Origin of the sequence: Streptomyces sp. ID05-26A (assembly GCF_033794685.1) — a bacterium.
Lineage (GTDB): Bacteria > Actinomycetota > Actinomycetes > Mycobacteriales > Pseudonocardiaceae > Lentzea.
The window spans coordinates 2,233,365-2,252,643 of sequence record NZ_JARAYZ010000001.1 but is presented as its reverse complement, the minus strand read 5'-3'; the positions used below and the strand labels follow the sequence as shown (position 1 = coordinate 2,252,643).

Sequence of the window (19,279 nt, the reverse complement as noted above, 5' to 3'; positions counted from 1 at the left end):
GTCAGCGGTCGACCATGTTCACGAAGTCGCGCTCGTGCCGTTCGGCCTGCCTGCGGAAGACCCACCCGACGCCGTAGAGGATCGGGAAGGGGGCGAGACCGAGCACGAGCCACGGGACGGGGATGCCGAGGATCTTCAGATCCCCGATGGACGGCACCAGGTAGAAGGTGATCGGCAACAGGCACATGCCGATCAGGACCGCGAACGCGAGCCCGAACGCGGACTTGAGCTGCTGCCGGATGAGGTCGCGGACGAGCTTCTCACCGACGCTGGTCTGCTCTTCCAGCTCGATGATCGTTCGTAAGGCCTTGCCGCTCTTCTTCGAGGCGTCCGCGAGCACGACCCTGCGGCGGCGCGGCCTGCTGCCCTGCTCACCGAGCCAGGCCTCCCGTGCGGGCTGTTCGGGTTTCCCCGAGTCGTGCCTGCTCACCAGCCGCTCTTCGGCGGTCGCACGATCCGTTCCTTGAGCTCCTTGGTGTGCCGGCGGCTGACCGGGAGCTCCTTGGCACCCTCACCGGTGCCGATGACGACCGCGTAGCCGTTCGCCGTCATGCGCAACTCGCTGACCAGCGGCAACGCCACCAGGTACGAGCGGTGGATGCGCACGAAACCCGCGTTCGCCCAGCGTTCCTCGAGCTGCGCGAGCGGGATGCGGACGAGGTGGCTGCCGTCCTGCGTGTGGAGGCGGGCGTAGTCGCCCTGCGCCTCGACGTACCGCACGGTCGCGCGCGGCACGAGCTTGATGGTGCCGCCGAGCTCGACGGGGATGACCTCGTCGTCGGTCGGTTCGGCGGGGTTCTGCGCGGCCGGGCCCGTCTGCGCGGCCGGAGCCGCCGTGCGTCCGACCCGGTCGGCGACCCGCGAGATCGCCTTGAGGACGCGTTCCTCGTTGATCGGCTTGTTGATGAAGTCGAGCGCGCCGACGTCGAACGCCGTGACGAGCGCGTCGCGTTCCTCGACACCCGTCACGAAGACGAGCGCGGGCGGGTACCGGAACGCACTGAGCACCCGTGCGAGGTCCATTCCGGACAGTCCAGGCATGTTGATGTCCGCGAACACCGCGTCGACCGGCGGCAGGCCGGCCTTGGTCCGCGCCATGACCTCCTGCTCGTAGTCACCCCTCAGGATGCGCAGGGCCTCGGCGGCGTCGAACGCTGTCAGAACGCGCCTGATGTGAGGACTGCTCTCGAGCAGGAACTTGATCTCGCTCAGCCCAGGGGCCTCGTCATCGACTGCGAGGACGAGGAGACCGGTGTTGTCATGGGTACTCACTGTGTCGGGCATCTTGCCCATCAATGTGCGGTCATGTCTACGCCGGGGTAGGTGGCGACACGCCCTGTGAAACCGAACTGATGCTCAGAGCCCGAATCGGGACCAGCGAGCACGTTCCTCGACACTGGCGAGCACCTGCGTCACGAGATCGCCCGATCGGGTGGACGCGCCGGTCAGCCCGAGCTTGGCCAGCAAGGGCTTGCGCGGTTCCGCGATCGTGAGCTCGGCGTCCGGGAAGCGCTTGGCGATGACGGTCCGGATCGTCCCGATGCCGTCGATCAGACCGAGCTGCTGGGCCTTGCTGCCGGTCCAGATCTCCCCGCTGAAGAGGTCTTCCTCGCTCTTGAGCTTGGCACCGCGGCGTTCGGTCACCCACGCCTTGAACTGCTCGTGCAGATCGGCGTGCAGACCCTTGAGCCACTCGACGTCCTCGGGCTTCTCGGCCTGGAACGGGTCGAGCCGCACCTTGTTCTCGCCCGCCGTGTAGACGCGGCGCTCGACGCCCGCCTTGTCCAGCAGGCCGTTGAGCCCGAACCCGGCGCTCACGACACCGATGGACCCGACGAGGCTCGTGCCGTGCGCGTAGATCTCGTCGGCCGCGCACGCCAGCCAGTAACCACCGGACGCCGCCACGTCCTCGCAGAACGCGAGCACCGGCACGTGCTTCTTGGTGGCGAGCTCCCGGATGCGCTCGGCGATGAGAGCGCTCTGCGTGGGCGCGCCGCCGGGAGAGTTGATGAGCAGAGCCACGGCGATCAGGCGCTCGTTGTCGAACGCGCGGTTGATCGCCGACTCGAGGTTCTGGAGGTTGATCGTGTTGCGGGCGACGGGCGAGGACTGCGGGGTGATGACCCCGTGCAACCGCACCGCCGCGACCACCGGAGGCCGCTCACCCCGGTCCATGACCCTCGGGAGACGGGCCGCGATCTTGTCCGTGACGCTCATGTACTCGACAGTACGTGCGTTTCGAGGACACGCGGGAGCCCAACTGCGCTGTCGGTTGCTCCCGCGTGACCTGGAACACAAAGTGCTGGTCGTGGTGCTAGGTTCGGGCTGTGACGTTCAACCCGATCCGCTGGCTCGAACGGTATGTCGAGTGGTGGGACGACCGGGGCAGGCAGAACGCCGCCGGGCCGACGCCGATGCACATCTACTGGATGTGGGTGAGCTGGAGCGTGTGCGCCGTCGTGCTGATCACGACTTTGGCGGTGGCAGCACGCTGACCTGCGGTGCCTGTCAGCACTTGCAGCTGTTGAACCCCTTGGCGGTGCACTTGATGCAGACGCGGACGCGCTCGGGTGCTGGTGATTGGTGCACTGGATGTGGCCTTTGCTCGCGGCCGGTCCCTGGTGTTTCAACGACCGGCTGTTCATTGGTCAACACCACAATCGGCAGCAACCGCGCCGGGGTTGAGCATGATTGATGCTGCAACTTTCAGAAAGTTCAGGCGCGGATCGCCGGCTGCTCGTTCGTCATCGGCTCGTCGGTCATCTGCGACCCGATGTTCAGGTTCGGCAGCACGTTGCGGGCGAACTTCGGCACGTTGAGGATCACCTTGGTGCCTGCGTTGGGCGCCGTCTCGACCACCAGCGCGTACTCGACGCCGAAGACGGTCCTCATGCGGTCGTTGATGTTGCCGATGCCGACGTGCGCGCCTGTCTGGTGGGCGTCCTTGATGTCGTCGAGCCGCTCGGGGTCCATGCCCACGCCGTCGTCCTCGACGCTGATCAGCGCCTCGTTGCCGTTGTCCTCGGCGGTGATGGTGAGCATGCCGCCGCCGGGCTTCTTGGCGAGGCCGTGCCGCACCGCGTTCTCGACCAGGGGCTGCAGGACGAGGAACGGCAGGACGACCTGCAGGACCTCGGGGGCGATGCGCAGCCGGACGTTCAGGCGCGAGCCGTACCGCGCCTGTTCGATGGTCAGGTAACGATGGATGTTGGTCAGTTCATCGGCGAGGGTCGTGAACAAGCCGTCGGTGCGGAACGAGTAGCGCGTGAACTCCGCGAACTCCTGCAGCAGCTCACGGGCGTGTGACGGGTCCGTGCGGATCAGCGAGGAGATCGTGTTCAGCGCGTTGTAGACGAAGTGCGGCGAGATCTGCGCCCGCAGCGCCTTCACCTCGGCCTGGGCGAGGGCCTGGCGCTGCTTCTGGACGACTTCCAGTTCCAGCTGGGTCGAGACGAAGCGGGCGGTCTCCTCGGCCATGCGGATCTGGCGCTTCGACGCCACGCCGCTGACCACGATCAACGTGCCGGCGACGTCTCCCTCGACAACCAGGGGGACCACGACGACGCTGTGCAGTGAGCACGGGCCCTGCAGTTCGCAGCCGAGCTTGCGGTGGTCGACGTGTTCCTTGTGGCAGTTGTTGATGGCACGGGCGACCGTGTCGCGGAGGTACTCGTAGTGGTCGTTCGCACCGCCGTCCCACGAGAGGACGGTGCCCTCTTCGTCGGTGATGGCGACCGCGACGCACCGCAGCATCTCGCGCAGGTGGGGGGTGGCCTTGTTCGCGGCCTCCTCGGTCAGACCCGCGCGGAGGTCGCTCGACGCCCTGGACATCCGGTCGAGCATGTCCATCACAGCATCCTCGACGGAGGTGCTGACTCGTCGAGCGCGGCACAGCATCACGAAGAGGCCCAGAACGGCCAGGGTCGCGATGACGCCGAGCACAGCGCGCTCGGTCAACAGGTCGCCCACGGTGCACATGCTGTGCTGTGGGGTGCCCCTATAGCAAGAGGCGCGCCCGGCGTACCCCCGTACGGTCCACCGGTCAGGCTAGACATCCGATGAATTCAGGGAGAGGGTGTGCGGGTGAAAGTGGCACTGTTCGCGACCTGCCTGACCGACACGTTCTTCCCCGAGACGGCTCGTGCCGTGGTGCGACTGCTGGAGCGGCTCGACTGCACGGTCGAGTTCCCGCTCGACCAGACGTGCTGCGGCCAGATGCACTTCAACACCGGCTACCGGGAGCATTCGAAGCCGTTGGCGCGCAAGTACACCGACGTCTTCGGGAGCTACGACTACGTGGTTGCGCCATCCGGGTCATGCGCCGGCATGGTCCGCGAGGTCCATCCCACCCTGGGTGAGTCTCCGCCGCGCACGTTCGAGCTCGCGGAATTCCTCGTCGACGTGCTCGGAGTGACGGACGTCGGCGCCTGGTTCCCCCACCGGGTCACCTACCACCCCACGTGCCACTCGTTGCGCATGCTGGGGGTCGGCGACAAGCCGTTGGCGCTGCTCAGGGCCGTGAAGGCACTCGATCTGGTGGAACTGCCCGACTCGACGCAGTGCTGCGGCTTCGGCGGCACGTTCGCGATCAAGAACGCCGAGACGTCCACGGCGATGCTCGCGGACAAGATGCGGTGCGTGCTGGACACCGGCGCCGAGGTGCTGTCCGCCGGTGACAACTCCTGCCTCATGCACATCGGAGGTGGGCTCTCACGGCTGCGCGCGGGCGTGCGACCGGTGCACCTGGCGGAGATCCTGGCTTCGACGGAGGAGGACCCGTGGCTCGCAACCCGGTGACGTGGCTGGGCAGCCCGACGTTCCCGAAGGCCGCCAAGGAGGCCCTGCAGGACACCCAGCTGCGGCAGAACCTGCGCAAGGCCACCGGGACCATCCGGGGACGCCGGGAGGCCGCGGTCGCCGAGATGACCGACTGGGAGATGCTCAGGGTCGCCGGCGAGCAGATCAAGGACGACGTGCTGGCGCGCCTCGACACCCTGCTCGTGCAGCTCGAGGAGTCGGTCACGGCCCGCGGCGGCGTCGTCCACTGGGCGCGGGACGCCGAGGAGGCGAACCGGATCGTGCTCGGCCTCTGCCGCGAGGAGGGCACGGACGAGGTCGTCAAGGTCAAGTCCATGGCCACGGCCGAGATCGGGCTCAACGAGGCGCTCGAGGCCGGCGGGGTGCACGCGATCGAGACCGACCTGGCCGAGCTGATCGTGCAGCTCGGCGACGACCGGCCGTCGCACATCCTGGTGCCCGCGATCCACCGCAACCGCTCGGAGATCCGCGAGATCTTCCAGCGCCGCATGGGCGTCGAGGTCTCCGACGAACCGGCCGACCTCGCCGAGGCCGCCCGCGTGTACCTGCGCGAGAAGTTCCTGACCACCAAGGTCGCCGTCTCGGGGGCGAACTTCGCCGTCGCCGACACCGGGTCGATCGTGGTGCTGGAGTCCGAGGGCAACGGCCGGATGTGCCTGACGCTGCCGGACACCCTGATCACCGTGATGGGCATCGAGAAGCTCGTGCCGTCGTGGCGAGACCTGGAGGTGTTCCTGCAGCTGCTCCCCCGCTCCTCCACGGCCGAGCGGATGAACCCGTACACGAGCGTCTGGACCGGCGTGACGCCCGGCGACGGCCCGCAGAAGTTCCACCTCGTGCTGATCGACAACGGCCGCACCTCGACGCTGGAGGACTCCGTAGGGCGCCAGGCACTCCGGTGCATCCGGTGCTCGGCGTGCCTGAACGTCTGCCCGGTCTACGAACGCACCGGCGGCAAGTCGTACGGCTCGGTCTACCCCGGCCCGATCGGCGCGATCCTGACGCCGCAACTGGTCGGCGACATGCACGACCCGCAGGCGGCCTCACTTCCTTACGCCTCTTCGCTTTGCGGCGCGTGCTTCGAGGTCTGCCCGGTGCGGATCGACATCCCGTCCGTCCTCACGCACCTGCGCGCCGAAGTCGTGGAGGCCAAGGGACGCACCGCGGAGTCCGTCGCGATGGCCGCCGCCGCGTGGATGTTCAGGGAGGCCTCGCGCTACGAGAAGGCGCAGAAGGCCGGTTCCCTGGCCCGGTTCCTGGCGCGCGACGGCAAGATCACGTCGCTGCCGTGGCCGGCGTCGAAGTGGACAGCCTCCCGCGACGTGCCCGCACCGCCGTCCGAGTCGTTCCGCGCCTGGTGGAGGAAGAACCGTGGCTAGTGCACGAGAAGAGATCCTTCAGCGCATCCGCAACGCGAAGGTGCCGGCGGCCGTGCCCGTCGTCCGCGGCTACCACCAGACGGGCCCCGGCGGCATCGACCTGTTCGCCGAACGGGTCGCCGACTACCGCGCGATCGTGCACGTCGTCACGAACGTCCCCGATTCGCTGGAAGCCTTGAAGGGCAAGCGAATCGTCGCGCCCGTGGACGTTCCGGCGGAGTGGTTGATCGACGGCGTCACGTGGCTGCACGAACCGCTGACCATTGAGGAACTCGATCAGGCCGACGGCGTGCTGACCGCGTGCGCGGTCGCGATCGCGGACACCGGCACCATCGTGCTGGACGGCAGCGAGGGCCAGGGGCGCCGCGCGCTCACCCTGCTGCCCGACTACCACCTGTGCGTGGTGCGAGTGGATCAGATCGCGGCGTCGGTTCCAGAAGCCCTGCAACGACTGGAACCGACGCGACCGCTGACGTTCATCAGCGGGCCTTCGGCGACCAGCGACATCGAACTCAACCGGGTCGAGGGCGTGCACGGCCCCCGCACCCTGGAGGTCCTGATCGTCACCTAGTGCCGGTCGCGGCACTAGCCGCAGTGGACCTTGGCGGCGTCCCTGATGCCCAACTCGTCGTAGTAGTAGGTCATCGCGCGGATCGTCACGCACTTGCCCTTGGCGTACACCTTGACCGGGCCTGCGTAGTACTGGAACTTGCCGGAGTCGAAGTCGTTGTTGTAGCCGGGACGGTTGTTGTCGTCCTCGCGGAAGTCCTGGTTGTACATGGAGATGCTGGCCTCGTGCTTGAACTGCGAGTAGTAGGCCGTCTTCACGTTGGCCGCGCAGTTGTAGCCCGTGCTGGAGTTGTAGTAGAGCCGGATCGTGCTCAGGTGGTTCGGCACACGCGACATCACCTTGTAGGTGTCGATCAACGAGCCGGTGCACCCGTACTCGGCGGCGTGCGCGTTCATCGGTGCGAGGACGAGTGCTGCCGCGGCGGCCGCCACGACGGCGACGGCTTTCCTCAGACGTGTCATGCGCCTGAGGATGAGCCGGTCCGGTTAAGCGGCGGTTATTTGAGCAGCCGGGACAACCGGCGGTCGGCCAGCGGCTTGCCACCGGTCTGGCACGTCGGGCAGTACTGGAACGCCTTGTCCGCGAACGAGACCTCACGAACCGTGTCACCACAGACCGGGCACGGCAGCCCCGTGCGCGCGTGCACCCGCAGGCCCGACCGCTTCTCGCCCTTCAGACGTGCGGCGTCCTGACCCACGGACCGTGCGACGGCATCGGTGAGAGTGGTGAGCATCGCCTCGTGCAGGTGGTCGAGCTGCTCGTCGTTCAACTTGCCCGTCGTCGCGTACGGCGAGAGCCGCGCCATGTGCATGATCTCGTCGGAGTACGCGTTGCCGATGCCCGCGATCAGGCTCTGGTCCGTGAGCGACGTCTTCAGCCGCTCGGTCCGCTTGGCGAACAGGTCTTCCAGCTGCGTGCGGGTGATCCCCACCGCGTCCGGACCCAGCCTGGCGACGCTCGGGATGGTCTTCGGGTCGCGCACGATCCACGCCGCGAGGCCCTTCTTCGTGCCCGCTTCCGTCAGGTCGAAGCCAGGCCCCTGACCGGGAGGCCCGAGGTGGACGCGCAACGCGAGCGGCCCTCGGCCCTGCTTGGGCGGTGGTGCGGACATGGTGTCCGCCCAGCGCAGCCAGCCTGCTCGGGCGAGGTGGACGACCAGGTGCAGGCCGTCGGCGACCTCCAGGTCGAGGTGTTTGCCGTGCCGGTGCGCGGCGACGACCTCCTGGCCGTGGAGCGCCGTCCACGGCGGGTCGAACGTCTTGAGCACCTGCAGCGAGGCGACGTCGACGCGGTGCACCGCACGGCCCACCGCGTTCTCACGCAGGTGGTGGACCAGTGCTTCTACCTCGGGTAGTTCGGGCACAGGTCCAGTGTCGCATCAGTCGACGGGTTGCAACGGGCCTTCGACGTCCGGCAGCGAGTGCATCTCGATCGTCCGGGCGACCCGGGAGGCCTCCTGGCGCACGGCCATCGGGCCGCGAACGGACCCGATCCAGCGCTCGGGCGGCAGCTCGTCGGCCGTGGCCTTGCTCTCCGCGACCAGCGTGTGCGGACGGCGCAGCGCCCAGCGCACGGGGAAGAAGGCGAAGAGGAAGATCAGCGCGAGGATCAGCCACGCGGGCACGACGACCTGCGCCGGCGTCCAGGCGATCAGCACGACCACCATCACGACGAGCATGCCGGCCATCATGATGCCGGGCAGGACGCCGCCGCTGACGTCGTGTTCGAAGTCGTCGGACTCCGCGGGATTGCGCCACTCGATGCGGCTGTGGACAGTCCACATCCGGCCGTCAGCACCGCGCACCAGCCGCGTCATGTACCCGTCTCCCACGTTCGGTCGGTCTTGGACAAACCGTACCTGGAGCGGGCAGAGCCTTGTGGGTGAACTCGGCCGAGCTTGATCGTCACCGTCAGTCTTCGACGGCCGGTTTCGGGTAGAGCGTGATCGTCGTGACCGTGGTCTGCGGCGTCGAGCACGGGGTGGACGACGACGGCGGCGTGTCGAGCGACTTCAGGTCGCGCATCGTGGTCTGCGTCGTGCTGACGACGTCGGCCTGCTCCGACGACTCCACGACCGTCTCGGCCCGCTCGACCGGCGGGTCCTCGTGCTGCTCGCTGGTCGGCGCCGGCACGGACGAGGAGGTCCTGCGCACGGTCTCCTGGCGCTTGCCGACGGGGTTGGCCACGTTCTCCTGCGGCTTGACCCGCTGCTGCTCGGGAGGGGGCGGCTGCGCCACCACGAGCCCCTGGCTGTGCTCGGAGCTCGTCGAACCAGACGTGTTCATGGCGACCACGGGGTTCTGGTCGGGCTGCAGCACGGCCACACCCGGCGCGCCGTTGAACACGGCGGCCATCGTCCCGAAGAGCCCGACCGTCGCCACGCTCGCCGCCACGACCGCCATCTTCGCCTTGGTGAACAGCACCTTCCCGGCGAACGCGAGGCCCAGCGCGGGCACGACCAGGTACGCCGCGCTGGCTCGCAGCGTCGCGCAGACCTCGTTCAGCTCGGTGTAGAGCTGCGTGCAGGCCGAACAGGTGTCGAGGTGGGCGCGGATCCGGCGTTCCTCGACGCCCTGGACCCCGCCCGCGGTGTAGGTGCCGAGCTTGGACCGGATCGCCGCGCACGACGAACGTCCGTCGTCGGCCGCGAGGTGGGCCTGCAGGTACGCCGCACGCAGCCCTTCGCGCGCACGGCGGGCCAACGCCGACATGGCGTTGGGCGAGAGTCCGAAGTGCGGCGCCACCGTGGCGGGGCGTTCGCCCTCCACCTCGACGCGCCACAGCACGACCCGCCAGCGTTCCGGCAGGCTGGAGAAAGCCCTGGTGATGAGGTTGTGCTCGGCTCTGCTGTTCGCGTTGTCGCTCACCGGCTCGACGCGACGCCCCAGTTCCTCGTCCTCCACCGGCACGTCCCGCCGCCGCCCGCTCCACTCCCACGCCACCCGGCGGGCGACGGTGAGCAGGTAGGTGCGGACGTGGTCCGTGGGCCCGCTGCCCCGGCGGATCGCCTGCAGCATGCGGAAGAACGATTCAGCGGTGAGGTCGTCGGCCTCGGCCGCCTCCCGGACGTGCCTGAGAGAAAAACGGCGGATCGCGTCCGCATGCCGGGAGAACAGTTCGCCGTAGGCCGAGTTGTCTCCCTCGCGCACTCTGGCGAGCAGGTCCCGGTCGACCTCGTTCTCGTCGACCATCACAGGCTTCAACATGCCACAAGGGGCCAGACCTGCTCCTTGATGAGAACAGGTCGATACACAAGACCATCCGTTAGTAGTGGGCTGTTCAGCGCAACGTGATCGGTGACAGGACGGTCACAGGTGGGCGTCGGACGGTCGGCCGAACAAGATCGAGCGACTATCGTCACGCACGTGGTGGACTGGCGAGAACGCGCTTCGGCCCTCGTGCCGGAACTTCGGGCTGTCGCCGAGACCGAGGAGTGGTCCTGCCACGTCTTCTTCTCCGAGCTGTACCAGCTGGCCCAGGAAGCGCACCGGGAGCAGGACGACGACGTGCTGCGGCGCGTGTACGGCTTCGCGCACTGGTGCTTCCACCAGCCGGAGCAGTTCCTGGAGAACGCGGCGCTGATCAGCTTCTACGAGCACGTGTTCGACGACTGGGACCTCCGCGAGGAGGTGGCCGCGTGGCTGCCGGTCGACGTGCTGCCCAAGGTGCGGGCGCTGTGGGAGTGGCGCTGGCCGAAGGAGCAGTTGGACGAGGTAGATCAACTGCTGGCCGGTTTGGCACCCCCCTCGCAAGATGCCGTTTAAGGGCTGTTGTATAGTTCTCTCCCGTAAGGCAGTGCGGATGTAGCGCAGTTGGTAGCGCATCACCTTGCCAAGGTGAGGGTCGCGAGTTCGAGTCTCGTCATCCGCTCCACGCACAGGCGGCTCATGCTCATGGAGAGCATGAGCCGTTTGCGTTTCGCCATCATTTTGGGGGGACGACCCCCCAGGCCCCCCGGCGATCACTTCACGGCGGGGCCGATGGTGAGCGTCCCCGCGTCGGCGTCCAACTCGGCGATCGGTCCCAGGGCCAGCGACAGCGGTGCGTCGCCGTGGCCGACGTCGAGGCCGCCGAGCACCGGCACGTCCAGGGTCTCCAGCCGGTCGCGCAGCACGTCGAGGACGGTCCAGTCGCGGTCGGTGTAGTCCTCGAACCCCGGAAACCGGCCGAGCGCGACCCCGTGCAGTCCGTTCAGCGAGCCCGAGCGGATGAGTTGCGTCAGCTGCCGGTCGACGTGACCGAGTCCGACGGCGCGTGGGGCCTCCAGGAACAGGATCGCGCCGTCCAGATCGAGCAGTCCGGTGCCCACGGACCAGCCGAGGGTGCCGAGGTGACCGCCGACGACGTTACCGGTGGCCAGGCCTCCCACCCGGACGGCCGCGGTGATCACCGCTGGGTCCCGGTGCAGCACCGCGGGTCCGGTCTCCATCAGCAACGACCGCGTCGAGGCCGCTGACCGCGCTCCGGCGAGGAACCCGTGGATCCCGGTGACGCGGCAGTGCCGCCACAGCGCGAGGTGCAGGTTCGTGATGTCGCTGAACCCGACGAACGGCTTGGGGTCGGCCCGCACGGCGGCGAAGTCGACGTCGTGCGCGATGCGATAGGAGCCCGCACCGCCGCGCGTGGCGAAGATCGCCCGCACGCCGGGATCGCGATAGGCGTCGTTGAGATCGGCCAGCCTGTCTTGGTCGTAGCCCGCCATGTAGCCGTGGCGGTCCATGGCGTGCTTGCCGATCTCGACGACCAAACCCCAGCTCTCCAGCACCTCCACTGACTCGGCGAGCCCCTCCTCGTCCGGGTAGCTGGCGGGCGAGACGAGGCGGACCCGGTCTCCGGCGACGACACGTGGTGGCAGCACGACGTTCACACGACCGACTCTCCCAGCCGGAGTCGAGCGGTTCTCGGGGTGATCTCCCGGCCCACCCGTGAAAAGGTGGTCTCAGACAGCTTGCTCCGACCTAAGGACATCGTGATCATGGCCATCAAGCAGACGGCAAACGCTCACTGGGAAGGCTCCCTCGTCGAGGGCAAGGGGAACGTCAGCCTCGCCACCTCCAACAGCGGCAGCTTCGACATCGACTGGAAGGCGCGCGCCGAGGAGGCGGGCGGCAAGACCAGCCCCGAGGAGCTCATCGCCGCTGCGCACTCCGCCTGCTACTCGATGGCGCTCTCGCACGGCCTGACCGGTGCGGGCACGCCGCCCACCTCGATCGACACCAAGGCCGAGGTGAGCTTCCAGGCTGGCGTCGGCATCACCGGCATCCACCTGACCGTCCGCGCCAACGTGCCCGGCCTGTCCCAGGAGGACTTCGTCACGGCGGCCGAGGGCGCCAAAGCGAACTGCCCGGTCTCCAAGGCGCTCGCGGCCGTCGAGAACATCACCCTCGACGCTGCCCTGGTCTGAACCGCAGCTCCGCGGGCCCGTGACTGATCAGGTGCCTGCGGTAGCGCACGTCGCCGGGCTGCTCGACCACCTCGGACGAGCGGTCGAGCAGCTCTTCGGCGACGATCCGGCCCTCCAGCCGCGCCAGGTGGGCGCCCAGGCAGTAGTGCGGGCCGTGGCCGAAGCCGAGATGGCCCGGCACGGAGGGCCTGCCGGGGTCGAAGTCCTCGGTGAACACCTTCGGGTCGCGGTTGCCCGCCGCGTAGTCGAGGAACAGGTGCTCACCCTCCTCGATCTCCACCCCGCCCGTGGTCACCGGACACGTCGCCGTCCGGAAGAACCCGACGAACGGCGCGTCGAGCCGCACCACCTCCTCGACCACGCCTCCCAGCCGACGTTCCTTCGCGTCGAGTCGCAGCACCGTGCTCGCCAGCATGTTGGTGGTCGAGTCGGTACCCGCCACGACGACCGCCAGACACAGCGAGAGGCGTTCCTGTTCGGAGAGCTGCCCGCCGCGGAACGCGTCCGAGCGCCCGAAGTAGGCGCAGAACTCGTTCATCCCGGCGAAGTACGAGCCGAGCGCGCGCTCGCTGACCTCCTCGCCGCTGGTCAGTTCCAGCACCGGCGCGACGAACTCGCGGAACAACGGGAAGTCCGCTTCGGGCACGCCGAGCACGTCCCCGACGACCCCGAGTGCGAACGGGGCGGCGAACTCGCTGACGAAGTCGGCCTCTTCCGGAAGTTCGTCGAGCAGGGTCCTCGCGCGTTCCCCAATTGAGTCAGCCATTTGGCGCACGGCCGTCTGAGTGAATTTCTGATTCGCCGCCCCACGAATTCGGGCATGTCTTGCTCCGTCCGCCGCGTTGAGCGAGGACATCAATTCGAGCAATCGCCGCTGCTCCGGCGGCATCAACGCCGCCACGGCCGCGACCTGCGGACCTGTCATGTTCCGGGAGGAGAACGTCACCGGATCAGCCAGCACGGCACGCAGGTCGGTGTATGCGGTCACCCGCCGGGCGTTGATTCTCGGGTCGAATTCCATTGCGATATCTTTGCGCGGTTCCGGCCTTTGTCGGGGGCTGACGACAGGACGAATCAACGTGATCATCCGGCTGCTCGGACCGCTCGAACTCACCGGTCCGAACGGGGCAGTTCAGCTCAGCAGCGCAGGACAGAGGACTCTCGTCGCACGGCTGGCGTTGAATCCGGGAGAGACGGTGCCGAGGAGCGCGCTCGTGGACGCGCTCTGGTCGGACGAGGCACCGGCGAGCGCCACGAAGACGTTGCACAGCCTGCTCGCGCGCCTGCGGGGGCAGATCCGCGACGCCGGGCTGGGCGAGCTGATCACGACTCGCGAGCCGGGCTACGTGCTCAACGCGCCCGCGGACACCGTGGACGCTGCACGGTTCGAGGCGCTAGTCGCAGCAGCACGGCACAGCGACGAGCCGCTGGCGTCCGCGAAGATGCTGCGCGAGGCCCTCGCGTTGTGGACGGGCGACCCGCTCGCGGACTGCCGGCCGGGCGAATGGACCCGGCAGGAGTCCGCGCGGCTCACCGACCTGCGGATGGACGCGACCGAGGAGCTGATGGAGTGCTCACTCGCGCTCGGTGAGCACGCTGCGGTGGCGCCGCTGGTCAACGCGCTGGTGGAGCAGCACCCGTTCCGCGAGCGGCTGTGGGAGCAGCTGATGATCGCGCTCTACCGGTGCGGGCGGCAGGCCGAGTCGCTGGCCGCGTTCCACCGGGCGCGCGGCGTCCTGGTCGACGAACTCGGCATCGAGCCCGGTGTCCGGCTACGTGACCTCGAACAGGCGGTGCTGACCGCTGATCCCCGCCTCGACCTGCCGGAACGCGTCCCGGTCCCGGTGCGCGGCAACCTGCCGGCCGACCGGTCGAGCTTCGTGGACCGCCCGGAGACCGAGCACGTCGCGGACCTGATCAGACGGCATCGGCTGGTCACGCTGATCGGCGTCGGCGGCGTGGGCAAGACGCGGCTCGCGATGCACGTCGCGCGGAGCGAGCAGCCGCCGGACGGCGTGTGGCTGGTGGAGCTGGCGGCGTTGCGCGACAGGGCCCTCGTGCCGCACACCGTCGCGGAGGCGCTGGGCGTGGTCGACCAGACCGGACGCGGGCAGCTCAGCGTGCTCACGGAGTTCCTGGCCCAGAAGGACGCGTTGCTGGTGCTGGACAACTGCGAGCACGTCGTGGACCACTGCGCGGTGTTGGTGGACACGCTGCTGCGAGTGGCGCCGAACCTCCGTGTCATCGCCACGTCCCGACGCGCGCTACGGGTCTATGGCGAGCAGGTGATGTCCGTGGCGCCGTTGTCGGTGCCGTACCCGGCAGCGACGTTGTTCGCCCAACGCGCTGATGCGGCGATTCCCGGCTCGTTCGTCATCACGGCCGCGAACGAGCAGGCCGTCACGGACCTGTGCCGACGGCTGGACGGCATCCCGCTGGCGATCGAGATGGCGGCGTTGCGGGTGCGCGCGCTGACACCGGCGCAACTGCTGGAACGGCTCGACGACAGGTTCCGGGTGCTGACCGACGGCGGGCGGACCGCGTTGCCGCAGCACCAGACCCTGCTCGCGACGATGGAGTGGAGCTTCGACCTGTGCTCGCCGCGCGAACAGCTGCTGTGGGCACGGGCGTCGGTCTTCGCCGGCAGCTTCGACCTGGCCGCGGCCGAGGCGGTGTGCTCCGACGACGCGCTGACGGCGGACTTCATGTTCGACGCGGTCGACGGGCTGGTCGACAAGTCCGTGCTGCAGCGCGAAGAACACGCGGGAGTGGCGCGCTATCGGTTGCTGGAGACCATGCGCCAGTTCGGCCAGACACGGTTGCGTGCGAGCGATGAAGAACCACGGCTGAAGACGCGCCATCGTGACTGGTACGCAGGCATTGCCCTGCAAGGGGAACGGGCCTGGTTCACGCCACGGCAGATCGCGACCGTGGAGGCGATGACGGCCGAACGCGGCAACCTGCGAGCGGCACTGGAGCACTCGCTGACGACGCCGGGTGAGGCCGACTCGGGCCTGCGGCTGGCGGCGACGCTGTGGTTCTACTGGGTCGGCTGCGGGCGGTTCGCCGAGGGACGGCACTGGCTGAACTGGGCGCTGTCCCTGGAGACCGAGCCGTCGCGGGCGCGCTGCAAGGCGTTGTGGGTCACCGGATACCTGGCCACGTTGCAGGGCAACACCTCCGCGGTGCCGGCACTGCTGGAGTCGTGCCGCGCCGAGGCCGCCGTGCTGGAGGACGAGGACGCCGACGTCTACGCGACCTACGTGCAGGGCGCGGCGGCGGTGTTCGACGACGACCTGCCGCTGGGCGCGACGCTGCTGGCCGAGGCAGACCGACGGCACGCGGAGCTCGGGCACATGGACAGCAACGTCGTGATGGCGCGCGTGGCGCTGGCGATCACCGTGGCGTTCGGTGGCGAACTCGACCGTGCGACGGAGATCTGCACCAAGGCGCGCGCTGTGTGCGAGGAGAACGGTGAGCTGTGGGCGCGCGCGTTCGCGTTGTACGTACTGGCTTTCGTGGCGATGGGTCGTGGTGACATCGTCGAGGCCCGCGAGCTGGCCACGACGTCGTTGCGCATCAAGGAGAAGTTCCACGACCTGCTGGGCATCGCGGTGTCGGTGGAGCTGCTGGCGTTGATCTCGGTGGTCACCGGGTCCGCGTCGCACGCCGCGATGCTGCTCGGCGGTGCGGACCGGGTGTGGCAGTCGGTCGGGCTGCCGCTCTTCGGCTCGGCGAACTTCGCGGCGTCGCACGACCAATGCGTGGCGCTGTGCCGGCAGGCGTTGGGCGTCGAGGCCTACGACGAGCACTTCGCACGCGGTACGGCCATGACCGTGACCTCGGTGGTAGCGGCCGCGCAGTCGTGACGCAGGTTCCGTGCAACCGGACGCGGACAAGCTGGCGGGATGAGGACCAGCGTGCGCACACCCGACGCGGGAACCGTCGAGGAAGTGCTGAAACTCGCCGGCAGGGCACCGTCGTTCGACATCGTTCCGCCGTGGCGATGGCGGAACGGCAACGAGTGCCTCGAGCTCGTGACGGCACGTGCGGACCAGTCGGCGTTGCTCGCGTGTGGTGCCGTGCTGCACCACGTGCGAGTCGCGCTGTCGGCGATGGGCTGGGACTGCCACGTGCTGCGGACCCCGCAACCGGACGGCCAGGTCGCGTCGGTGCACCCGCGCTGGGAGCTCGACCCGTTCTCGTGCGAGGTGGCCTCCGCGGCGGCGATCTCGCTGCGCAGGTCCGACCCGCGCCCCTACCTGCCCGACGAGGTGCCGGACTCGGCGCTGACGTGGCTGCTGCACGCGGCCCGCGCGGAGAACTGCGAACTGGAACTCGTGGCGCGACGCAGCGGCGTGCTCCTCCGGATGCTCGGACAGGACTGGCTGAGCATGGGCGAGGCCGTGAGCGCCGTGCTGCTGGCGTCGACCGTGTGGGGCCTTGCGTCACAACCGCTGCTGCACGAGGGCGAGGTGCTCGTCCGCGTCGGCTGGCAGTCGCCCAATGCCGAACCGTTGCCTCAGTCGGCCCGCTAGCGACTCCCTTTGCGGGGACTATGTGTGGCGTGGACCGGGACAGAACGCTGGCACACCTCAGCGAGGACGACTGGGGCAGACCCGACTCGTCGTCGACCCAGCTCTACCGGGACCTGTGCGCGCTGCGCGACCTGCCCGTCGGCCAACTCACGCCGACGTCGCTGCACCTGCTCGTGACGCACCAGGTGGGACTGGACGTGACCGCGCTGCTGGCGCTGGAACAGGTCGAGAACGACCCGCTGCGCTCGGTCGCCCTGTACCCCGGCGACCTGCTCGCCGCTCTACTGAGAGTAGATCACTCGTTCTGGACCGATCACCCAGCGTTGCTGTCGAGAATGTCCGCTTTGCTGGACCGCCTGCGCACCCTGCCGGACGGCGACTGGCAGTTGCTGGTGTCCGCGGCCGAGCAGTTTCCCGGTTAGGCCAGCGTTAGGCGTCCCTTTGGCGGCAGGTGAGTTGCTTGCGCCATGGCAAAGACCCTCGCGGCGGCCGGCCTCACGCTGGCCTCTCTCGCCGCCTCCGCTGTGCTCTTCTCCCCCGTGGCTTCCGCCGAGACCTGCAAGGCCTCCTACTACTCGGGCGGCGGCACCACCGCCAGCGGCGAGCGCTTCGACCCGAACAAGCTGACGGCCGCGCACAAGACCCTGCCGTTCGGCACGAAGGTCAAGGTGAAGAACAGGTCCAACGGCAAGACCGTGACCGTGCGGATCAACGACCGCGGCCCGTTCATCACCGGCCGCTGCGTCGACCTGACCCCCAAGGCCTTCAAAGCGATCGCACCCCTGTCACAGGGCGTAGTGGGCGTCACCGTCACAAAGGTGTGAACGAGTAGAAAAAGACGGGTTTGCTTGACCCAATCGAGTGAACGAGATAGTCAATCCGGGTGTTCACGGCGATGAGCGGGTCTGCGCGGTTGGCGACCGGAGCGGTCCTCGGTGTGGTCGTCGCGGTGTTGTGCGTGCTCGGGACGTATGTCGGATCGCTCATGGCGAGCGATCCGACCGAGCCGGGCAATGACAAACCGGCCCGCGTCTCGCTCGTGAACACGCCTTCGCTGATCCCCACGGAGTCCGAGACTCCGTCACAGACCGTGTCCGTCAGCTCATCGTCCGCAGCGTCCTCGAGCGTGAAGTCGACGACCACCACAACGACGACCACGACAGTCACAACAACAACGCAGGCCCCTCCGGCCGTGACGACGACAACGACCACAAGACCAAGACCGACCACCACGACCACAACCACAACCACGAGGCCGTGCGGCCTCATCTTCTGCTGATCCGCCGTTCCCACACAGCGTCGAACCGGCTCGTGTCACTGAGCCCGTTCCTCAACAACCGCGCGGCATCAACGAGGTTCTTGTCCTCCCGCGCCATCGGCTCCCGCACGTGGTCAAGGCACGCGTCAACCAACGCGTCGTGGCTCGGCAGCATCAGTTCCGGGTACAGCTCGTCCAACCGTGCAACGAACTCCGCACGCAGATACGCGACTTCTCCGGCCGTGTACACGTTCTCAGCGAGCCCGAAGTCCCACAGCCAAAACGCGAACTCCACAAACCGCGCACGCTCGTGCATCGCGTCGTGCGATGACGTCCGCGCCGCCGTCAACCTCGCGCAGTACCGCCACCATGACCGGAAATCCTCCGGCGCGTTCCTTGCGACCCAACGAATCCTCCGGTCCTCCGGCAGCTCGGCAACCGTTTTCATCTGCTGCCACACGACCTTATGGTCACCGTCGAACGAGATGCCCAGGTCCTGCCCGAACGCCGTGAAGACCTTCTGCACGCTGCCGGGCCAGAACTCGGGATCGACCCCGACGTAGATCGTCACCTGGGCGTCGGGCTGCCAGTAGAGCTGGTTGCCGAACTCCGGCCCACCGATCTTTACCAACTCCACGCCACGGTTCGAGAGCTCGGCCTCCAGCTCGTCGAACATCATCAGCCCGTCGAATCGCCCATACGCCGCGGCCACAGCGTCGTCCACCATTTCAGGACCGTGCACGAGCCGATGCGCTTGCACGGCAAGGTGAATCCCCTGCCACCCGAGGCCGCGTTGCCTCAGATACCACCCGACCTCGACCAGCCCGTATGACCGCCAGTAGGTGCGCCCGCTGCGGTTCTCCCCGCCAAGCCCACCCATGACATCGGCGGCGACGTCCGGACCGAGGTTCGCGTCGAGCCCGAGCACGGTGCCGGTCTGCACGACGTCGGCGAAGAACTCCCGGCTCACGCAGTTCTCCAATCACTCGGCAAGGCCTCCGCTCATCAGCGTTCGTACGAGTATTCGTGGCGAGCGTTCTCAGTCAATGAGCGCCGCCGCGGCCGAGCGGCGCAAGGACGGGAACGGTGGCGCAATGCGACGGTCCGGGAACACCGCGTGAGAGTCGGGCACGGTGATCGGATCCTGGCGGCCCGGCAGTGCGTCGGAAACGGTTGGCTTGCGGTCTTCGTCTCGACCGGACAGGGCCATGACCTGCATTGTGTGGAGGACGAGGGGGCGATGTGAGTTAGCGCATGAATACGTTCGGAACGGACACCGGAGCCGCTGTTGATCAGCGAGAATCCCTGGAA

Annotated in this window: 23 protein-coding genes and 1 tRNA gene; 11 read left to right on the top strand and 13 right to left on the bottom strand. The window is 68.2% G+C overall.

Features of this window, described 5'->3' with window-relative positions; translation table 11 throughout:
* Window position 1: 1 nt before the first annotated feature.
* The 3 genes from PV646_RS11175 to PV646_RS11165 all read right to left on the bottom strand — a co-directional run bounded on the left by PV646_RS11175 (window position 2) and on the right by PV646_RS11165 (window position 2,217).
* Entirely contained in the window at window positions 2–430 is a 429-nt protein-coding gene (locus PV646_RS11175) for a hypothetical protein (RefSeq protein ID WP_500341342.1), read from the bottom strand.
* On the bottom strand, window positions 427–1,284 hold the full coding sequence (locus PV646_RS11170) for a LytR/AlgR family response regulator transcription factor (protein ID WP_500341341.1): 858 nt from the start codon (window positions 1,282–1,284) through the stop codon (window positions 427–429). The genes PV646_RS11175 and PV646_RS11170 overlap by 4 nt, the downstream gene beginning before the upstream one ends.
* Window positions 1,285–1,356: 72 nt before the next feature.
* Complete coding sequence (locus PV646_RS11165) at window positions 1,357–2,217, bottom strand: S49 family peptidase (protein WP_500341340.1); 861 nt, start codon at window positions 2,215–2,217, stop codon at window positions 1,357–1,359.
* Between the two features lie 110 nt (window positions 2,218–2,327).
* Between PV646_RS11165 and PV646_RS11160 the strand changes: the two genes are divergently transcribed.
* A complete protein-coding gene (locus PV646_RS11160) occupies window positions 2,328–2,495 on the top strand; it encodes a hypothetical protein (protein ID WP_166048541.1) in 168 nt (55 codons plus the stop codon).
* Window positions 2,496–2,715: 220 nt separating this feature from the next.
* Here the strand turns inward: PV646_RS11160 and PV646_RS11155 are convergent, their stop codons facing one another.
* Window positions 2,716–3,969 carry a sensor histidine kinase gene (locus PV646_RS11155; RefSeq protein ID WP_500341339.1) on the bottom strand — a complete coding sequence of 418 codons (1,254 nt, stop codon included), beginning with the start codon at window positions 3,967–3,969 and terminating at the stop codon, window positions 2,716–2,718.
* 114 nt (window positions 3,970–4,083) lie between these two features.
* Here PV646_RS11155 and PV646_RS11150 point away from each other — a divergent pair, with 114 nt between their 5' ends.
* From PV646_RS11150 to PV646_RS11140, 3 genes are read left to right on the top strand one after another with little or no spacing between them, the layout of a single operon-like run.
* Complete coding sequence (locus PV646_RS11150) at window positions 4,084–4,797, top strand: (Fe-S)-binding protein (RefSeq protein ID WP_500341338.1); 714 nt, start codon at window positions 4,084–4,086, stop codon at window positions 4,795–4,797.
* Window positions 4,779–6,197, top strand: coding sequence for a LutB/LldF family L-lactate oxidation iron-sulfur protein (locus tag PV646_RS11145; protein ID WP_500341337.1), 1,419 nt, complete (start codon window positions 4,779–4,781; stop codon window positions 6,195–6,197). Before PV646_RS11150 ends, PV646_RS11145 begins: the two co-directional genes overlap by 19 nt.
* Window positions 6,190–6,768 (top strand): LutC/YkgG family protein, encoded by a 579-nt coding sequence (locus PV646_RS11140; RefSeq protein ID WP_500341336.1) that lies wholly within the window; start codon window positions 6,190–6,192, stop codon window positions 6,766–6,768. Before PV646_RS11145 ends, PV646_RS11140 begins: the two co-directional genes overlap by 8 nt.
* A 14-nt stretch (window positions 6,769–6,782) precedes the next feature.
* On the opposite strand, the gene PV646_RS11135 is transcribed toward PV646_RS11140, so the two are convergent.
* The 4 genes from PV646_RS11135 to PV646_RS11120 form a co-directional block, all read right to left on the bottom strand.
* On the bottom strand, window positions 6,783–7,229 hold the full coding sequence (locus tag PV646_RS11135; RefSeq protein WP_500341335.1) for a hypothetical protein: 447 nt from the start codon (window positions 7,227–7,229) through the stop codon (window positions 6,783–6,785).
* A 35-nt stretch (window positions 7,230–7,264) separates the two neighbouring features.
* Window positions 7,265–8,131, bottom strand: a complete 867-nt coding sequence (locus PV646_RS11130) for an Fpg/Nei family DNA glycosylase (RefSeq protein WP_500341334.1) — start codon at window positions 8,129–8,131, stop codon at window positions 7,265–7,267.
* A gap of 15 nt (window positions 8,132–8,146) precedes the next feature.
* The gene (locus PV646_RS11125) at window positions 8,147–8,584 is read right to left on the bottom strand and encodes a DUF983 domain-containing protein (protein ID WP_189156573.1); all 438 of its coding nucleotides are present in this window, start codon (window positions 8,582–8,584) and stop codon (window positions 8,147–8,149) included.
* 94 nt (window positions 8,585–8,678) lie between these two features.
* Window positions 8,679–9,974: a sigma-70 family RNA polymerase sigma factor gene (locus PV646_RS11120; RefSeq protein WP_500341333.1), complete on the bottom strand. Its 1,296-nt coding sequence runs from the start codon at window positions 9,972–9,974 to the stop codon at window positions 8,679–8,681.
* Between the two features lie 159 nt (window positions 9,975–10,133).
* Here PV646_RS11120 and PV646_RS11115 point away from each other — a divergent pair, with 159 nt between their 5' ends.
* A complete protein-coding gene (locus tag PV646_RS11115) occupies window positions 10,134–10,532 on the top strand; it encodes a DUF7674 family protein (protein ID WP_500341332.1) in 399 nt (132 codons plus the stop codon).
* Between the two features lie 33 nt (window positions 10,533–10,565).
* Window positions 10,566–10,641: transfer RNA gene (locus PV646_RS11110), tRNA-Gly, on the top strand.
* 88 nt (window positions 10,642–10,729) lie between these two features.
* Here the strand turns inward: PV646_RS11110 and PV646_RS11105 are convergent.
* Window positions 10,730–11,635 carry a S66 peptidase family protein gene (locus tag PV646_RS11105; RefSeq protein WP_500341331.1) on the bottom strand — a complete coding sequence of 302 codons (906 nt, stop codon included), beginning with the start codon at window positions 11,633–11,635 and terminating at the stop codon, window positions 10,730–10,732.
* A 108-nt stretch (window positions 11,636–11,743) separates the two neighbouring features.
* Here PV646_RS11105 and PV646_RS11100 point away from each other — a divergent pair, with 108 nt between their 5' ends.
* On the top strand, window positions 11,744–12,172 hold the full coding sequence (locus tag PV646_RS11100) for an OsmC family protein (RefSeq protein WP_030480288.1): 429 nt from the start codon (window positions 11,744–11,746) through the stop codon (window positions 12,170–12,172).
* On the opposite strand, the gene PV646_RS11095 is transcribed toward PV646_RS11100, so the two are convergent.
* Window positions 12,147–12,938: a cytochrome P450 gene (locus PV646_RS11095; protein WP_500341330.1), complete on the bottom strand. Its 792-nt coding sequence runs from the start codon at window positions 12,936–12,938 to the stop codon at window positions 12,147–12,149. The two genes, PV646_RS11100 and PV646_RS11095, sit on opposite strands and share 26 nt — an antisense overlap.
* A 313-nt stretch (window positions 12,939–13,251) precedes the next feature.
* Here PV646_RS11095 and PV646_RS11090 point away from each other — a divergent pair, with 313 nt between their 5' ends.
* Genes PV646_RS11090 through PV646_RS11075 form a run of 4 tightly spaced genes read left to right on the top strand, consistent with a single transcriptional unit; the run spans window position 13,252 to window position 17,534 of the window.
* Complete coding sequence (locus PV646_RS11090) at window positions 13,252–16,041, top strand: AfsR/SARP family transcriptional regulator (protein WP_500341329.1); 2,790 nt, start codon at window positions 13,252–13,254, stop codon at window positions 16,039–16,041.
* Between the two features lie 39 nt (window positions 16,042–16,080).
* On the top strand, window positions 16,081–16,710 hold the full coding sequence (locus PV646_RS11085) for a hypothetical protein (protein WP_500341328.1): 630 nt from the start codon (window positions 16,081–16,083) through the stop codon (window positions 16,708–16,710).
* Window positions 16,711–16,739: 29 nt separating this feature from the next.
* Window positions 16,740–17,132: a contact-dependent growth inhibition system immunity protein gene (locus tag PV646_RS11080; RefSeq protein WP_500341327.1), complete on the top strand. Its 393-nt coding sequence runs from the start codon at window positions 16,740–16,742 to the stop codon at window positions 17,130–17,132.
* A 45-nt stretch (window positions 17,133–17,177) separates the two neighbouring features.
* The gene (locus PV646_RS11075) at window positions 17,178–17,534 is read left to right on the top strand and encodes a septal ring lytic transglycosylase RlpA family protein (protein ID WP_500341326.1); all 357 of its coding nucleotides are present in this window, start codon (window positions 17,178–17,180) and stop codon (window positions 17,532–17,534) included.
* Here PV646_RS11075 and PV646_RS11070 read toward each other — a convergent pair.
* The 3 genes from PV646_RS11070 to PV646_RS11060 all read right to left on the bottom strand — a co-directional run bounded on the left by PV646_RS11070 (window position 17,521) and on the right by PV646_RS11060 (window position 19,178).
* Window positions 17,521–17,979: a hypothetical protein gene (locus tag PV646_RS11070; RefSeq protein ID WP_500341325.1), complete on the bottom strand. Its 459-nt coding sequence runs from the start codon at window positions 17,977–17,979 to the stop codon at window positions 17,521–17,523. The two genes, PV646_RS11075 and PV646_RS11070, sit on opposite strands and share 14 nt — an antisense overlap.
* Window positions 17,976–18,911 (bottom strand): hypothetical protein, encoded by a 936-nt coding sequence (locus PV646_RS11065; protein ID WP_500341324.1) that lies wholly within the window; start codon window positions 18,909–18,911, stop codon window positions 17,976–17,978. The genes PV646_RS11070 and PV646_RS11065 overlap by 4 nt, the downstream gene beginning before the upstream one ends.
* A gap of 96 nt (window positions 18,912–19,007) precedes the next feature.
* Complete coding sequence (locus PV646_RS11060; RefSeq protein WP_500341323.1) at window positions 19,008–19,178, bottom strand: hypothetical protein; 171 nt, start codon at window positions 19,176–19,178, stop codon at window positions 19,008–19,010.
* Window positions 19,179–19,279 lie beyond the last annotated feature (101 nt).

Excerpts from the sequence above, each read along its gene's own strand:
- PV646_RS11170 (WP_500341341.1), bottom strand. The coding sequence starts at position 1,284 with ATGCCCGACACAGTGAGTACCCATGACAACACCGGTCTCCTCGTCCTC.
- PV646_RS11165 (WP_500341340.1), bottom strand. The coding sequence starts at position 2,217 with ATGAGCGTCACGGACAAGATCGCGGCCCGTCTCCCGAGGGTCATGGAC.
- PV646_RS11135 (WP_500341335.1), bottom strand. The coding sequence starts at position 7,229 with ATGACACGTCTGAGGAAAGCCGTCGCCGTCGTGGCGGCCGCCGCGGCA.
- PV646_RS11125 (WP_189156573.1), bottom strand. The coding sequence starts at position 8,584 with ATGACGCGGCTGGTGCGCGGTGCTGACGGCCGGATGTGGACTGTCCAC.
- PV646_RS11120 (WP_500341333.1), bottom strand. The coding sequence starts at position 9,974 with ATGTTGAAGCCTGTGATGGTCGACGAGAACGAGGTCGACCGGGACCTG.
- PV646_RS11100 (WP_030480288.1), top strand. The coding sequence starts at position 11,744 with ATGGCCATCAAGCAGACGGCAAACGCTCACTGGGAAGGCTCCCTCGTC.
- PV646_RS11095 (WP_500341330.1), bottom strand. The coding sequence starts at position 12,938 with ATGGCTGACTCAATTGGGGAACGCGCGAGGACCCTGCTCGACGAACTT.
- PV646_RS11085 (WP_500341328.1), top strand. The coding sequence starts at position 16,081 with ATGAGGACCAGCGTGCGCACACCCGACGCGGGAACCGTCGAGGAAGTG.
- PV646_RS11075 (WP_500341326.1), top strand. The coding sequence starts at position 17,178 with ATGGCAAAGACCCTCGCGGCGGCCGGCCTCACGCTGGCCTCTCTCGCC.
- PV646_RS11070 (WP_500341325.1), bottom strand. The coding sequence starts at position 17,979 with ATGAGGCCGCACGGCCTCGTGGTTGTGGTTGTGGTCGTGGTGGTCGGT.
- PV646_RS11060 (WP_500341323.1), bottom strand. The coding sequence starts at position 19,178 with ATGGCCCTGTCCGGTCGAGACGAAGACCGCAAGCCAACCGTTTCCGAC.